The following is a 17,812-nucleotide window of genomic DNA, read 5'->3' as shown; positions in this document are numbered from 1 at the left end:
TTTAAAATAGTACGATAACATTAGTTGTTATCGAATCTTTATCAAATTCCCTTAATGGTATATTTGAGAAGTGTTTTGTATGAATATAGTTCAGATTAAAGAGTACATGCTTACTATAGGAGTAAGTAGTGTTTAACATAAACTGATATTCATCATCACTCCTAACTTCTTGTGTGTTAAGTAAATTGACATCTTGTACCCAGCTATCTTTGTACTCTCTTTTTGAGTACACCATTTTTAGATCAAGATTGATATTTACTGTGTATCTATATGCCCCTGATAGTGCAACATAAAGCATATCATAGTCTATATCTGTAAACTTTGAGGAAAACTTTCTTTCGCTATAAAGCTGTGAATAAAGCATCAACATTAATTTATCTGATGCAATATGTTGCAGAGTAAAGTCTAATGTTCCAAGATGAGTATTTACTAAGTCCATATCTTTCTTTTGATACTTTAGTGAAGTCTCTAACGATGTTGTATTCGAGTAGATATACTTAACCCTTGGATGAATCCCATAGTAAGTAATAAAAGGCTTAAAGCCCAGCCATATACGACTAAAAGATAAAGCATAATCAACTATAAAATCTGATGCATATGAAACTGCTAGAGCAGGAGTATACTGTGCTAAAACAATATCTCTATCATGGTCTTCTAAAATTGATTTAGAATAAAGTATAAGTGAATTTTTGAAATTCATTGCATCTGAGATTTTATAGGTATGATTTAATGCTAGAGCTTCTTGATGAGCTAAACTATCTTTTATTGTTGCCGTAGAGTTAAAAGTATTGATATCATTTTGCTCATTAGCGTAATTATATATATTTGTATCGTAGTTTATACCAGCAACAAGGGAACCACTAAAAAAGTTCTGTTTTGTTTTAGCCTTTATAGCTGAGAGATACATATTAATATTTTGTTTTACATTTGTAGGAAGATCATTAGTTAAAACTTGTGTGAAAAGTTCTTTTGACTCTTCATATCTTTTAAGTTCAAAGTAACATTTTGCGATCTCTAGCTTCACTCGAATAGAGTTTTCATCTATGTTTAGTACTCTCTCATATGCAGAGATAGAAAGGTCGAATTTTTTTAGCATATAAGCTGTTCGACCAAGGTAAAAGTTTATATTTGGATCTTGGAGGTTCTCTTGGAAAAGTTTATAAAATGCATCATAAGCCATTTCATATTTTTTGTCTGTAAAAAGTGTTTTTGCTTTTTCATACTGACTTGCTTTTTCAGCTGTTATAGTTTCAGCTGATAAACTTGAAAAACTATACATTAATAGAAACATTCCAAATATAAACTTCATAACATCCCCTAATAATATTTAATAATAAAGCCATATTACTGTATAATTACTAAAATCTATATTATAGTATGGAGTGAGAAGATGAAAATCGTAAATATATATTTAATTTTAGGCATATTTTTAATAGTAGGATGCGGAAGCTCTCAAAGCTCACAACAACCTGAAATAGAAGAAAAAAGTGCCATTATTGATAAAGAGTATAATGACAAAGCTATCAAAATTCCTACCTTGCCAAGTATTTCAAAATCCAATCCTCTAAAAGAAGTAGAACATATTATAAACTAATACTTTATTTGTGTTTTTTATTATTTAAGTAACTTACAATTCCAGCTATTGTTACTCTTTAGGAGAGTTTTTTGAAAAAGTTTTTTATCTATTTTAGTCTGTCACTTTTAGTGGCTTCGCTTACCACTACAATGTATATTTTCTTTCATACTCACTTCGATACTTTTGATAAAAAATTAAGAGATAAGTTATTTATATACCGTGGAGCAGTTCCTACAACCGAACAGGTAATCATCATTGATATTGATGAAAAATCTTTAAATGAGATAGGTCAATTTCCATGGAGTCGCGATATAGTAGCTCAAATGATTTACAACCTTGCAGTAAGTGGAGTTGGTGCTGTAGGTTTTGATATTATGTTCCCTGAAGCAGATCGCACAAGTCCTCGCAAGATCATCAATGACCTAGGTATAGCGGACTTAGTCCCAGATGATAAAGAGATAGACTATGATGAAGTTTTTGCTTCAGTTATATCCCAAACTCCGACCATTTTAGGTTATACCTTTGACTTCAATGGTAACAAGCAGTATATGGACTTAGAAGCACCTGATGTCCCTGCCATTTTCACACAGACAGGTAAGCTTGAAAGAGAGTATCTTTTACAACCTACTGGCGTTATAAAAAATCTGCCTGTTATTCAAGACAACTCTTACTCTAGTGGTTTTTTTAACGCCACTCCAGATGTTGATGGAGTGATTAGAAGTGTTCCTCTTGCTATGAGTTATGATATGAGCGTTTATCCATCATTAGCCTTAGAACTCATTCGGGCTCTAAATCAAGTGGATAAAGTTCTTGTAAATTATGATGAGCTGGGCGTACGTTCGATTTCACTAGGGGAGTATAAAATTCCAACGGATATCTATGGAAGAATAGCGGTAAACTTCAGAGGTCCCTCTTACACTTTTAAGTATATCTCCGCAACTGATGTCATAAATGATAGAGTTGACCCTAAAGAGATAGAAGGAAAAATAGCTATAGTTGGAACTTCAGCAGCAGGTCTACTTGATCTTAGAAACATACCATATGATTCTATCTATCCTGGAGTTGAAGTTCATGCAAACGTAATAGACAACATACTTAAAGAGGATTTTCTATATATTCCCGCAGAAGCGAGTGCCTATGGAATATTAATGATACTGGTTATGTCTATTCTTGTAGTAATGAGTATAGGCTACAGTGGAGCAGTTATGCTCCCTTTTGTTATATCTACTTTAGGTTTCTCTTTTATCTATTTTTCCTACCATATGCTTTTTGAAGAGGGAATGATTTTAATCATTTTCTATCCACTTTTTGCTCTCTTTTTGGGTGCCATACTTGCCATAATCGTAAACTACTTTTTAGAAACAAGACAAAAGAACCTCATCAAAGGAAAGTTTGCTTCAAAAGTATCTCCTCAAGTTATGGAAGACATTATGCAAAGAGCTCTAAAAGGAGACAATACATTCATCGCTAAAGAGCATGAGATAACCGTCACGTTTTCTGATGTTAGAAACTTCACAAACATATCAGAAGCAGCTGGAAATGCACATGTTCTTATCCAGTTTTTAAATGAGTATATGGATGAAATGACTCATATCATTATGGATTATGAGGGAACCGTTGATAAGTTCATCGGTGATGCAATAATGTCATACTGGAATGCTCCGGTTGTAGTGAAAAACCATGTAGAAAAAGCAGTTGATGCTACCTTAGATCAAATTCATGCAGTAGAGCCACTAAATAGAGAAGTTAAACAGGATGAACGATTTAAAGCTATCTGCGATATGTCTGCAAAAAATGGACTAGAACCTATCGAAATCGGTATAGGCATAAATGTTGGTATAGCAACTATTGGAGAGATGGGTAGTAGTGGTCGAAGTGACTATACCGCTATAGGTGACCCTATCAACTTAGGTGCAAGACTCGAATCGCTCTGTAAGTATTATAACTCTATGTGCAACATCTCAAACTATGTAAAAGAGCGAATCCCTAATGATAAGTATATTTTTAGATTTTTAGACCTAGTAACTGTAAAGGGGCAATCTATCCCTGTAGAAGTCTGGCAGATAGTTGATTATTCTGAGTTACCCACTAAATGGAAAGATAAGCCACTCTACAAAGTTACTAAAGAGAGACTTTTAGAAGAGATAGATTACTATCACTCAGCTATTGAATTATATAAAAATGCAAAATTTGAAGAGGCTCTAGTTATTTTTCAAGATTTAGAACATTGTCTTGATAAATCAAATAAAAATATTTATAAGATGTATATTGAACGCTGTGAGCACTACATAGAAGAACCGCCAGTTGATTTTAATGGGGTGTTTGTACATAAGACTAAGGGATAATGGGTAAAATACCACTCCTAATAAAATATTTACAATAAAAGGTAAAAGTATGCAAGACTCTCAAGAGTATAAAGATAAAAAAGCATTTTTTGAAAAAGTTATAACACTCTATGGACGTAATGTAGTTATAGAAGTTCTTCAAGATAGTAGTGTTGAAGTTCATAAACTCCATATGGCGGATTCAAACAAACAAGATGGAGCTATAAAAGAGATACTTTCACTTGCGTCTAAGCGTGGGGTTGAAGTAACCTACCATGCTAAAAACGTGCTTGCGCGCATCAGTAAAAATGCTAAACAAGACCAGGGTGTAGCTATAGATATCATTGCAAAAACTTACTCAAACGCCAAAGAGATAAAAGAGTTAAAAAGCTTTAAACTCATAGCCCTTGATGGCATTCAAAACCCTCAAAATCTTGGCATGATCATCCGTTCATGTGCTGCTTCAGATATAGATGGCATCATACTTCCAAAAAAGAGCTCTGCAAAAATATCTCCCCTTGTTATAAAGGCGAGTGCTGGAACTCTTTTTAAAATTCCCATATACTTTTGTGATGCTCTTGAAGATATACTCCCAAGCCTAGAAAATACGAAAATATATGCACTCTCATCTCATGCTACAAGCACTATCTATGACGTAAAAAAAAGTGAAAAGTCTATTTATGTTTTAGGAAATGAGAGTGATGGTGTTAGCCCTGAGGTTCAAAAACTCTGTAACGACTCTATAAGCATCCCAATGAAACGCCAAGTTGAGTCTTTAAACGTGGCCGTTACCGCTTCGCTTATCGCATTTATGGCCTAAGAGTTTACGAAGTCATAATCTCATAAGGGCGTTTAATCTCATCTATAACTTCATTAACCGACATATGACGAGATTTGCGAACAAACTCTTTACCATCCAAGTAGATTAAAACAGTTGGAATGGCGTAAACGCCAAAGTGAGGAGCGATATCCTCTTCCACTGAGATATCCACACTCTCCACTTTAAACTCGCTAAAGTTCTTATCTAACTCTTCGAGAAGTTTTGGCTTTAAGGCGTGACAGACATTGCAAGTCGGAGCTGAGAAGTAGACCATTACGGCTAAGTTTTCTTCTATTGTTTTATTTATATTTTCTATTGTATTCATAACAAAATTATACAGTATAATTTCCTTATGAGTTCAATTATATTTTCCATTTTAAGTATCTATGTTTTTATAGTTATGGGCTATATCGCAAAAATGAGTTTCAAAGAGCAGATAGACGATAAGACTATCACTCTTATAAACGTCTACTTTTTGCAAGTCTTTCTTACGTTTTGGGGACTTCTCATCCGTCCTATAGATATCACCCTGCTTTATGCTCCATCTATTTACCTTTTCATAGTTCTTATAGTCGTGATATTTTCAGCAATAGTCGCAAAGTTTTTGTTTGAAGACAAAAAAGAGTACTCCATAGCTACGGTTGCCGCCATCATTGGAAATACTGGAAATCTCGGTATCCCTATCAACATCGCCATCTTTGGTGAAGAGTCTATTCCCTATACAACTGTTGTGAACCTTGTAAACGTGTTTGTAGTTTATACTATAGGAGTCTTTTACTACTCCCGTGGGACATTTGACACAAGAACATCACTGATAAACATTCTCAAACTTCCCATTCTTTGGGCGGCTATAGTTGCGATACTCCTAAGCGTCTACGGCTATAAACCAAGTGGTGTTATACAAAACACATTAATGATGGGAGCTTATGCGTCTATGACAATGCAACTCTTTTTGTTTGGTATATATCTTTATGGAACAAAAATAAAAGAGATAAGTAAAAAACTTGTAGCTTGGGTACTCGCGTTTAAGTTCATCATCCTTCCGCTTATCACATTTGTAGTTTTACACTTTGTCGATTTAGATTCAATGATAAAAGGCATAATTTTTATAGAGCTTATGATGCCACTAGCAGTTGCCAATGTAAATCTCGCTTCTCTCTATGAGTGTTCTGCTAGAGTTGTCACGGCACTTGTATTTATATCTTCATTTATCTTTTTAGGGGTGATTTTTGTTGCGGTAAGAGTATTGGCTTTTTTGTAAGCTTTACAGCTTACATAACCTTCATAGGTGCGATGCAACTATAAAGTATTATTTACAGACTACTGGTTTTATTATTGTGCCAGAGGGAATACATCTGGACTGTTCATATCCCAAAGGCACCCTACATTTGCTGGATCCCAGAAGTATTGTTTTATTGTTACATCATTAGTCCAGTCAGTAAAGTTCTTAGCACTTCTTGGATTCACAATACCATCAACTGTATAAGTAGTTGTGTCTATTGTAAACACTGTTTCAGCAACACCATCACCTATCTGATCTTCTGGTGTTCCTAATCCATCATAAAAACTTCCTATACTATTTTGGATGAATGATCCATTAAAAAAGAAATTGTGACTTGAACTGATTTTAACATCTGAATTAATTATCTCTGCATTATCAGAAGAATAAGCACTCAATGCTTCAATAACTGAATTTTCAACTTTTGAGTTGTTTCTAGAATAGATAGATGACGAATAACTATATACAACTATCCCTCCATTATTGTATAGAGTATCAGATAATTCGATATATGACGAAGAAATAATACCTGTGCTGTTATGAATAATTCTACTTCCAGTCACATAACTATTTAAAATAGTTCCGTAGTTATAATAATCATTTGTACTATTAATAAATGCACTAATAATTGATGAAGTAGTATCTATTAACTGATTCCCATTATTACTAAACTCAATATCAGAGTAAGACAATTTAGAATTGTTTGATAAATTTAATCTAAGTGCCAATTTAATATTCGCATAACTCATTTTAGTATTTGAAAGATAAAGCATTCCAGATCCCACACCTGAACTTCTAAAGACTATCGGATTAGTTTTTGTTGCAACTATCGTTGAATCATATAGATATACATATGTATCTTTTTCGATTGTGAGTTTAGTACCTGCTGAGATGGTTACATTTGTTAAAGTTATTGAGCCACCTGCTAAATATACAACTCCATCGCTATTTACATTTGAGCTATCTATGTTTATACCTGACTTATTTCCCATTAATGGATAGTTAGCATTATTTACTGGATCATATTTATAAGCTACTTCATCACTATCGCTTACTCCATCTCCATCACTATCGCTTAGATATGAACTTGTTCCATAGTTTACTTCGTCTATGTCTGAAATACCGTCGTTATCATCGTCTAGGTCTTCGCTGTCTGGTGATCCGTCCATATCTGTGTCAATGTCTATAAGAGTCCCAGTGTCACTTCCTGGATATGAAGTATCATCAAGTGGACTATAAATAGATCCATATAATGGATCACTATCCCAGTCCTCTTGCAGGTCCGAGTATCCATCGTTGTCATTATCATGGTCTCTATAGTCGGCTATGCCATCATTGTCAAAATCCGCTTCATAGAGAAGTGGTGATGTTATGATTGGGTAAAGATGAGTGTTATCATCTTTAGATGGGGAGTAGTTTGTTTGTAATGCTATAGCTATAAGATCCGCACTTCCCCAGTAGTTATGAGAAATATCAAGATATTTTGCATTTGTGATTTTAGAGTCGCTGTCTAAAACATTGTATCGCATAGTTAGTCTTGAGTAGTCTCCGCTAATATCAGTTTGAGTATTTACTAAAGTATTATCATTAAGTGTAGTAGAATTCCAGTTACTAATATAACTATTTGTGAAGTTATTATCGTCAATATTATCTGCAGCCACTACATAAGCAGAACTAACAACAGACTTACTTAGACTTCCTCCAACTAAAAACTTAGCCCCATTAAGTGAGGAGTTACTAATGTTATCAGCATATACTATTGCATTGGTTGTTGTATCTGGCTCACCACTACTGTTAACTTTGTTTAATACAGAGTTTGTGATAGTTTTTATTCTTGGAAAACCTTGATATCGGTATGAGTATAAAGATGTACTATTAAAATAACCTCCATATAATCCATTGAGTACAGTGTTATCAATCGACTTAATATAAAAATTAAACTGTGCATAACTTTCAATCACAGAGTTATTAATACTCATTGGTGCTGGACTAGCAGCTCTATCATCTGTAGTTTCAAGATTTTTATATATCTTCACATAATTAAGCTGAGCAAAGTTCAACGCACTCTCATTTGTAGTGTCAAATATTATGCTTCCGCCATCTATGGTAACTCTGCTATCAACACTTCCATATCCATAGATATAGCCTTTGTTCATTATGTGTCTATCTGTCCCTAACATCTCAACAGTTGTTCCTGCTAGTAAGATTAACTTTTTTTCCTCTTTTACAAGGACATTATTTGTTAACTTATAAGGAGACCTACTTGGTAACCATATAGTATTTGCCAGTATTACCGCTCCATCTATCTCTGTAGGTCCAGCTAGATCTATAGAAGGAGTTGCAACTAAAGAACTACTCTTATCACTCTCAACACCATCGGCATCAACTGATGTAACTCTGTAGTAGTATGTAATACCATTAATTGCTGTAGCATCAAGGTAATATAAATCAGTAATCGTAGTCATATTTACTTTTGTAAAGTTGTTGCTATCTTGAGATCTATAGATGTTATAAGCAGTAGCTCCATCTACACCTGACCAAACAAGTCCAACTTCTGAATCACCAGCAGATGCATTTACACCGCTTACCGAAGGAGTTGAGATTTGTACAGTTTGAGAATCTAAAACACTATCTACATAACTATCATTTACTACCACTGCATAGTTTAGCACTTCACCTGGATTTAAAGCGATAAAAATTGAGTGTATAGTTTCATTTACATTACTTATAATTACAGTGTTATTTAAATCAATTTGATTAACGCCATAGTTGATGTATGAGGTAGTCCCCTCATTTGTCTCAAAACTAATAGTTACCCCATTAGAAGATGAAACTTCGTGAATGTTTGAAATAGTTGGCATTGTTGATAGGACTAGTGGAGTAGTAGAATTAACACTAGCTATATTTCCAGCTCTATCAGTAAAGCTAGCAATGATGTCTATGTTAAACTCATCAGCACTCTCAACTAAGTAGTCAACTTCATAGTTACCATCATTGGCGACACTATCCCCATTCTGGCCATTATCGTAAAGTGTTACACCTGTAACTAAACCTATGATATCTACAGAAGCAAATCCGTCTGTCTCATTTGCATCTAAAGTTATATGAAGAGTATCTCCTTTAGTAGCAGCTCCACTATGTGTTAGTCCTACTAAATTCACTGTAGTATCTAAGGTAATGCTACTTTGTGCAGCGATAAGTGGGTTTCCTAGTGTATCTTTAAAGCTAACACTTATGTTTTTAACGCCATCGCCACTTGAAAGAGTTATCTGTTTTAGTCCTACAAATGCTTCCTCTGCCATTACGATCGTGTCATTAGTTATCTGCATAGTTGATGCATTAGCATTTGTTAAAGAAAGGTTTACATCTAAACTATTTGTGTATAAATCATTGTTGTTAATATACACAAAACTGTTACGTAGATGAGTGTTAGCTAAACTATAAACAGTTGTGCCAGAGTAGAGTAAAAGTTCTTTACTTACACTCTCCCAACTGCCATTTGGATAGTTGACTCTAAATAGATAATCACCTAGTGGAAGTGATGGGAATACAAAACTTCCATCTACACTTGGACTTACTATAGTCTCAACTCCATTTCTTGATGCAGTTATAGTTGCGAGTGTTATATCACTAGCTTCATCAACACTAATTGTTCCATGCACTTCAGCACTACTTTGCTTTAAGACAAGAGCACCTAAATCTGTAGTCGTACCAGTCTCAAGCAGGGCATATATATTTTTACTCTCTAGTATGTAATGCTCTTTTGAGTACTCTATAGCATCATAAGTTCTAGCAGACAGAGTGATACTCCAGTCACCATTTGTGTCTGTGACTGCAGTTAAACTTGTACTTGGTATGCTTACTGTTACCCCTGAGTTATCACTTGTGTCAGGCAATGAAACATTTCCTTTAAGTACTGCTACATTTACGAGTGGGTTTTTATCTGGGAAAGCATCCGGATTATTTTTATCCCACCAGCATCCTACATTTAGAGGGGACCATAAAGAACTGCTTGCATAGGCTGTGATTGTTTCATCAAAGTTTTTAACAGATCTTGGATTAGTTATCCCATCAACAGTATAAGTTGCTCCTGTCATCACTGTATCTGTAGTATCAATGGTAAATACTGTCTCTACAACACCATCACCTATTTGATCTTCTGGAGTTCCCAGTCCACTATAAAAATTTCCTGAATAATCTTGAATGAATGAGCCATTAAAGAAAAAGTTTGCATTACTTGTAGACATTTTAATATCTGAATTAATTATCTCTGCATGGTCTGAACTACCAAGTAAGTTTTCAATAACTGAGTTCTCAACCTTTGAGTTACTTTGTGCATAAACTCTGAATGCATAACTATTTATTACTGTTCCGCCTTCGTTATAAATATAATCATATGTTAATTTTACATATGAAGAGTCAATAATACCTGTACTTTGATTATAAAAATAATTACCAGTTACATAACTATTTAAGATTGATCCGTTGTTATGCCAAGAACCACCTGTTCCATTAATAAACGAGCTAGTAATTGATGAAGTTGAATCAGTTAATGTATTATAACTATTGTTAAACTCAACATCTGAATAAGACAATTTAGAATTGGTAACCAAAGTCAATCTAAGTGCTAACTTAACATTCGCATAACTCATTTTTGTATTTGAAAGGTAAAGTAGTCCGCTTCCCGCACCCGAGCTTCTAAACACAATAGGATTCGTTTTAGTAGCGGTTATGGTTGAGTCGTTTAGATATACTACCGTATCTTTCTCTATCGTAAGTTTCGTCCCTGCCGAGATGGTTACGTTTGTTAAAGTTATTGAGCCACCGGCTAAATATACAACTCCATCGCTATTTACATTTGAACTATCTATGTTTATACCTGACTTATTTCCCATTAATGGATAATTAGCATTATTTACTGGATCATATTTATAAGCTACTTCATCGCTATCGCTTACTCCATCTCCATCGCTATCGCTTAAGTATGGGCTTGTGCCGTAGTTTACTTCGTCTATGTCTGCTATACCGTCGTTGTCATCGTCTAGGTCTTCGCTGTCTGGTGATCCGTCCATGTCATTATCTTTTTCAAGTACATTTCCAAGACTATCTACAGGGAAAGATGTAGCATCTAAAGGGTTATATATTGACCCATATTCAGGATCAGATGCCCAGTCTTCTTGTAAATCTGAATACCCGTCATTATCATTATCGTAATCCATAAAATCAGGAATCGTATCTCCATCAAAATCAGCACTATATAGATCAGAACTTGTAATGATAGGGTAAAGGTGAGTTCCATTTATTTGACTAGGACTATAGCTAGTTCTCAATGTAATCTCGGCTAAATCCGTTGTACTCCAGTAGTTATGAGACGCATCAAGATACCTAGAAGAGATAGTCGAGTTTGTATCTAACACTGAATAATGCATAGTTAGTTTTGAGTAATCTCCACTAATAACAACATTGGTATTTGTTAAATTACTATCTTTTATCGATGTTGAATATGAGTTACTTATTTGTACATCCGTAAAACTACTTTTTTCTATCGTACCAATATTCTCTACAGACACATTGTTAAGCTCAGAGGAACTTAAACTATTTCCACTTAACTTATCTATATTAGTAAATGCCGACTCAACAGCATTTGCAACATAAAATGAAGCATTACTAAAATGAGAATTACTTGCTGAATTTATATATGCCATGTAATAGTTACTGTATACAGTTGTTGTATTAAATGTTGAATTGTTGGCAGATCCAATTTTTGGTTGGTGCCCATTATATTGTGAGCCTATGCCAGATTCATTAAACATACACCTATTGATCTCTTTTATATAAAAATTTGAATAAGAAGAATAACTTAAACTGTTACTTACATTTACAGTACTATCGTTCAATGTCATCTCTGTTAAGTAGTATGGTCTTGAATTTTCCGCTTCTATATTTTTGTATATTTTCATATAGTTAAGAGTTGCATAATTCAATAGGCTCTCATGAGTTGTATCAAATACTATACTTCCATTGTTGAGTTCTAGTAAGTTCTCTGCTGTTCCATAACCTTTGAGCTGACCTTCGAGTAATAAAATCGAGTCGTTTGTAAAATCGACTTTAGTACCTGGCATCAAGATAAGTTCTACCCCAGCTTTTACTTTAGTGTTACTAGAGACCTGATATGGTGATCTTGATTTTAACCAGATGCTATTTGTATCTATTAAGTTATATGTTAAAGGTGTTGGACCCGTGTATACACTTAGAGGGGTCGCTGAAAGTATTTGACTTGAAAGACTTTCATTACCTTGTAAATCAACAGCTGTAGCATAGTATGTGTACTCTTGATCGTTTGCTACTGTCTCATCTAGGTAGTAGTTTTGCTTGAAAGCTTGAGTATTTACCTTTGTAAAAGTAATTCCATCATCTGAACGGTACAAGTTGTATGCTACTTCACTACTAACAATTCCATCCCATAAAATACCTATTTCAGAGTTTCCTGCTACTACAGCTAGATTTTGTGGTTCTGCTGGAGCCAACTTGTCATAAGCACTATATTTTGATTGTAAATTAGAAGAGTCACTCACTGTAATCTCATAATATACTTCTTCATTTGCTATTAAATTACTCAAAGTTATAGAATGATTTGTTGATAAAGTTTCTTTTATGTTTTCACTACTCTCTAAGGTACTAAAACTCGCTCCATAACGGATTAAACTAGTAGTTGGCTCATTTGTTGTAAAACTAATACTCATGCTATTATTTAAAGCGTCTGTTGAAACATTCACATTTTCAATTGAAGGTGCTGTTTTTAGTTTTAAAGAGTTCAAACTAATGTAATTTCCAGTATTTCCAGCTTTATCCGTTACTCTTGCTTCTGCTCTTATCTCAAGTTCACTTGCTGTGTGCACAACATAGTTTCTTTCATAAACACCATCATCTGCTGTCTCATCTCCATTTAAACCATTGTCAAAAAGTTTTAAATTTGTATAGAGACCCGGTACTGAACTAATCACACTTGCATTAGTCTCACCAATATCTAAACTAATATGTAAAGTATCGCCAGAAGTATTTGCTCCTGATATAACAAAGCCATTATTGTTTAATATATTATCCAGAATAATTGTATCACTCACAGAACTTAAAGGTAAGCTATTAACATCAAAAAAGTCTATTGTTACACTTTTCAGGCCATTGTTACTACTTAGAACAATATCTGTAGTTTTAGAAAATACTTCTATAGGATATGTAGTACTTCCTTCTGTTACCTGCATATAAGTAGCGTTTGAGCTACCAATGCTTAGAGTTGCTGTTAATAAGTTAGTATATGTTTCATTACTATTAATAGTTACAAAACTTGTTCTTAATACAATCTCTCCGATACTTTTTAATATGCTAGTACTGTCAAGTGTTACACTTTTAGTTACAACTTCATGGAGTCCATCTGGATAGCTAACCGTTAATAGATATGTACCTAATGGGAGTGATGAAAAAGAGATATCACCATTTAGCTCTGGGTTTGTCATTCCCTCTACGCCAGATGCTGCACCACTAATTCCAACAATATTAACTTCAGCAATACTTAGATCTGCTGTATCGTCAACTCTAATAGTTCCAACTATAGATGCATTTGATTGTAATAATACTTTTTCAGAAAGGATATATGAACCTATTTCCGTTACTGTTATAGTCGAATCATCTATTCCTTGTGCATAATCCTTTTTAACGAAACTAACACCTGAGCTATAGTTTCCAACTGGAACTGATAAATTCCATAAACCACTTGAATCAGTTATAGTAGAATATTCTGTGCCATCTAAGGTCACAACTACACCAGAATAATCTATTTGGTTCTCTAGTTTTACACTACCTTTAATTACACCTGACTTCATTTCCATCTCAACAGTATAAGGAACAGAGTATCCATTATCGCTAGTAACCGCTAAAGAGATACTCTGCGTTATGAATCCTGTCTTTGTAACTTGAAGTTGGTAGTTACCAGCTCCAACGCCATAAAGTGTAAAGTTACCGCTTGAGTCTGTTGTGGCCACTGGTACGTCTGAACCTATTAGAGTTACTGTCGCTCCTGCATTATCTGTTGTGTTTTGAAGATTGATTGTTCCGGTTAATGTTAACTGTGTCAGTACTATAGGATTAGCTGTTGCATCTAGAGTTGTATTTGAAGTGATTGTTACACTTTGTGTTCCTATTCCATACCCATCTTTAGAAGCTGTAACTGTTTGGTTTCCTACATTGATATTTGTTAGAGTAACATTACCATTAGCATCTGTTGTAAACGTAGTTCCATCTATAACTCTTACATTTGCATTTGCAACTGGGTTTGCACCATCTGTAACTTGAATAGTAACGCCACCTGTAAGTGACGCCATATCTACTTTAGCTATTGAAGTAGTTTGTGAAGCAGTGATGTTAAAGTCATTTGCATATGTTGCCGTTGTGTAACTTGGATGAGTAAATTGGATAGAGTCTGTGTATGTCCCTACTGGTATACTCATTGAGTATGCACCTATAGAGTTTGTTGTAGTTGTATAAGTAGTGTTTGCAATACTTACCACTACTCCAGAGTTGTCTGTTTTACCAAGAGACACTACACCACTGAGTGTACCTAATGACTCAACCATCTCAACAGTATAAGGAACAGAGTATCCATTATCACTTGTAACTGCTAGAGAGATACTCTGCGTTATGAATCCTGTCTTTGTAACTTGAAGTTGGTAGTTACCAGCTCCAACGCCATAAAGTGTAAAGTTCCCGCTAGTGTCCGTTGTAGCCGCTGGAATATCTGAACCTATTAGAGTTACTGTCGCTCCTGCATTATCTGTCGTGTTTTGTAGGTTGATTGTTCCTGTTAAAAGTTTTCTTGTAACGGTAGTTGGAGTTGAAGTAATGTCTGTTGTTGTGTTTTCTGTTACTGTTGCTAGTGTAGTTCCAACACCATATCCAGGTTTAGCAGCTATTAATTCGTGTGTTCCTGCTATTACACCATTGATAATATAAACACCATTTGAGTCAGTGAGAGTAGTAAGTGTTTGAGATGGAGTTATTACTGTAATATGTATGCCCTCTACACCATTGCTATTCTCATCTACTATCTTACCTGTAATATTTCCTACTTTAGGAACTAAGTTCACTCTATCAATATTTGTTACTGAGCCAGCAACAATAGATTTCTGTGCAGTTTGAGTTAAGTGGTTAGAATCTGTAAAATTAAGAGTATATTCACCAGCAAGAATATTGTTCAGGATAAAGGATCCATCTCTAGCTGTTATAGCCTCATAGTCAGTTCCTTCTATAGAAACGATAATCCCTGCATGATCAAGTGAAGCATTCACATCTCCAAATCTTGCAAATCCAGCAACTGATCCAACTGTTATAGCTGCTTTAGATAAAGTGATTGTGTTTGCATTTGAAGTCTTCGTATTTACTATAGAGATATTATCTACTTTAGAAGACTCAAAGTCATGAGCCTGTGCTATAACTGAGTAACCATCTGCTGCTGGTAAAGCATTGAATACATAGTTTCCATTAGAGTCTGTAAGTGTTGTGTATATTGAATTATCAGATGACTTTGCATAAACTATAATATTTGCAAGATCATCTACCACATCTGCTGTTACTTTACCTACTAATTTACCTTTTTTAGAGTTAAGTTCTATAGTTTGTAAGTCTGTTTCAAGTCCTGAAGCTATATTGAACGTAACGTACTTAGATACGTATCCGTCTTTACTTACTGTTACTGAGTATGTACCTTCTGGTAAGCCGGTAAAGCTTGCTGATCCATTTGTATCTGTAGTCGTATTCCGATCAAGTTCATTTAGTCTTACAGTGGCTGTACCTATGTCAGTTCCAAGCTGTAGTGATTTAGCTAATAGTTTCACACTACCATTTACTGTTATATCACTTGACTCAATATTCTGAGTGACGATAGTATCCGGTGCTACATAAATATCATCTATCTTAATACCTTCATTAGTTACATCATCTATATATACTAATGAGTATTCACCTGATGGTAAATATGGTATCTCATATGTATTATCAGCTGCTACTGCTACTGTAATTGGTTCTATTACTGGCTCAGGAATAGGTGTTGTAGCATCTGTAGCTTTAGCCTCTACCTCTTCTGTGGTAGCTATATTAATTGAGCTTGGTATTAAATATACTTCATCTTGTTCTATTGCTACTGCTAATCTTGCTATTGCTTTTCTAGCAGGGGCTGCATTTACAGTTACTAGGTTTAGTGTACCAATGATTGTTGATGTTTTAGTAAAGTCTGTAGTTGTAGGAGTCTGTGTAGTTGATTCATTACAGAGGTAAGTTGTTTGATCTCCTGCTATGAGTTCTATTCCACCTGCTGGACAGTTTGTATTTCCTATGGAGAGTGGGTTTGCTGAGAAGTTTACAGCTGGTGCATCGTTACCATTACAGACTACTTGAGGTGTAGGATTCTGTTCAGATATACTAAGGGTTCCATCATTGTTCTCATCTATACCGCTATATACTGCTATACCACCGAGTGTTCCACACTGTGTAGTTATAAATGTATTTGTAGTATCTCCACTTTGAAGGGTTACTGCTCTTGTCATTACTGCCTTAGAGCTTTGGGCTACCGCTATAATAGATGTAGCTGTTGTTCCTTTTAGAGTATCTATAGTTGTTTGTAAATCTGTAGCTATATCTGTTGAAGTTTTTATCTTAGCTATTATCTCTGCCGTAAAAGTATCTATGGCGTCTTGTATGTCATCTAACTGAGACGTAGTTGTAGTTTCTTTTATTTTTTTCTCTACTTCATCTATATAGTTTTGGACTGCAGTTATAACTTCATTAGGAATAGTTACGGCTGCATCTGCAGTTCTAATGTTTCCTGCAAGTGTTGTTACATTAAGATCTTTAGTAGTTGAGTCTTCATTGACTGTTTTAGCTACTTGAGTAAGTACCTTTTCAAATACCTCTTGGTTTACTACTCTGTCTGAATCATCTTTTTGTAAAGTAGTTGTGAGTAGTTGAGTAGCTTGAACTATCTTTTGGGTAACAGCGAATAGTTCTTTATCTTGGAGCGGGTTTGCTTTTACTTGAGCTGGAGTGATGCCTAAGTTAGTAGCAAGTTTCTCTTGAGCTTTAGTAATTGTATAAGTAGGGTCTAGTAATTTTTCAAGTTTATATATTTTTTGAGCAAGCGTAGTTAGTGGAGTTACCACTATATTTGCACTATCGCTTGCTGTATTAATAGTTTTTCTAAGAGTTCCTTCAAAAGGTTTACCAGTTGCTATATCTGTACCACCAATAGAAATGATATTTAGTTCACTGTTTAGTGAGGAATCTATAGATAAAGTATATGCACCAGTTGAAGATGTAGTAGTAGTTGGCTCACCGGAATCACATGCATCATTTGAGTCTAAATCAAGACAGACTTTTGCATCTTTTATGAGTCCATCTACGATTGTTCCGGAGATGGTTTTAGTGGTTGGTGTTATTGGACTTGTGGGAGTCTCTGAACTACTGCCACCTCCCCCACCACTACAGGCTCCCAGAAATACTGTAAGTATTAGTACTGTGCTTATTTTTAGTATAGTATTTTTCATATTTAAACTCCGTAAAACATATTATCATGAATTATATCATTATATTAATAAAATATAATATAATATATTAATACATATGTAATATTGAAAAATTATGATAGAAAGTCACTCATGGGATAACAATTAGATTACTTTAAGAAAAAAGAGGATGGAGGGTAGAGAGAATATCTGTGTAGTTATTCCAACTACTCAGATATAATAGTAACTTTTTATATAAATGTA

At 34.5% G+C, this 17,812-nt stretch carries 7 protein-coding genes; 4 read left to right on the top strand and 3 right to left on the bottom strand.

The genetic code is table 11. The features are described 5' to 3' along the window. Window position 1: 1 nt before the first annotated feature. A complete protein-coding gene (locus GJV85_RS01590) occupies window positions 2-1,309 on the bottom strand; it encodes a tetratricopeptide repeat protein (protein ID WP_207562136.1) in 1,308 nt (435 codons plus the stop codon). Window positions 1,310-1,390: 81 nt separating this feature from the next. On the opposite strand from GJV85_RS01590, the gene GJV85_RS01585 reads away from it, so the two are divergent. The 3 genes from GJV85_RS01585 (at window position 1,391) to GJV85_RS01575 (ending at window position 4,720) form a co-directional block, all read left to right on the top strand. After that, on the top strand, window positions 1,391-1,594 hold the full coding sequence (locus GJV85_RS01585) for a hypothetical protein (protein WP_207562135.1): 204 nt from the start codon (window positions 1,391-1,393) through the stop codon (window positions 1,592-1,594). A 71-nt stretch (window positions 1,595-1,665) separates the two neighbouring features. Next, window positions 1,666-3,921: a CHASE2 domain-containing protein gene (locus tag GJV85_RS01580; RefSeq protein WP_242689812.1), complete on the top strand. Its 2,256-nt coding sequence runs from the start codon at window positions 1,666-1,668 to the stop codon at window positions 3,919-3,921. Window positions 3,922-3,970: 49 nt separating this feature from the next. Further along, on the top strand, window positions 3,971-4,720 hold the full coding sequence (locus tag GJV85_RS01575; protein WP_207562134.1) for a TrmH family RNA methyltransferase: 750 nt from the start codon (window positions 3,971-3,973) through the stop codon (window positions 4,718-4,720). A gap of 4 nt (window positions 4,721-4,724) precedes the next feature. Here the strand turns inward: GJV85_RS01575 and GJV85_RS01570 are convergent, their stop codons facing one another. Continuing rightward, window positions 4,725-5,045 carry a thioredoxin family protein gene (locus GJV85_RS01570; RefSeq protein WP_207562133.1) on the bottom strand — a complete coding sequence of 107 codons (321 nt, stop codon included), beginning with the start codon at window positions 5,043-5,045 and terminating at the stop codon, window positions 4,725-4,727. A 27-nt stretch (window positions 5,046-5,072) separates the two neighbouring features. Here GJV85_RS01570 and GJV85_RS01565 point away from each other — a divergent pair, with 27 nt between their 5' ends. Then, window positions 5,073-5,981 (top strand): AEC family transporter, encoded by a 909-nt coding sequence (locus tag GJV85_RS01565; RefSeq protein ID WP_207562132.1) that lies wholly within the window; start codon window positions 5,073-5,075, stop codon window positions 5,979-5,981. A gap of 71 nt (window positions 5,982-6,052) precedes the next feature. Here GJV85_RS01565 and GJV85_RS01560 read toward each other — a convergent pair whose 3' ends face one another. After that, window positions 6,053-17,590: a carboxypeptidase regulatory-like domain-containing protein gene (locus GJV85_RS01560; RefSeq protein WP_207562131.1), complete on the bottom strand. Its 11,538-nt coding sequence runs from the start codon at window positions 17,588-17,590 to the stop codon at window positions 6,053-6,055. Window positions 17,591-17,812: the final 222 nt, after the last annotated feature.

This window comes from Sulfurimonas aquatica (assembly GCF_017357825.1).
GTDB classification, from domain to species: Bacteria; Campylobacterota; Campylobacteria; order Campylobacterales; family Sulfurimonadaceae; genus Sulfurimonas; species Sulfurimonas aquatica.
This window is presented reverse-complemented; position numbering and strand designations above follow the sequence as displayed.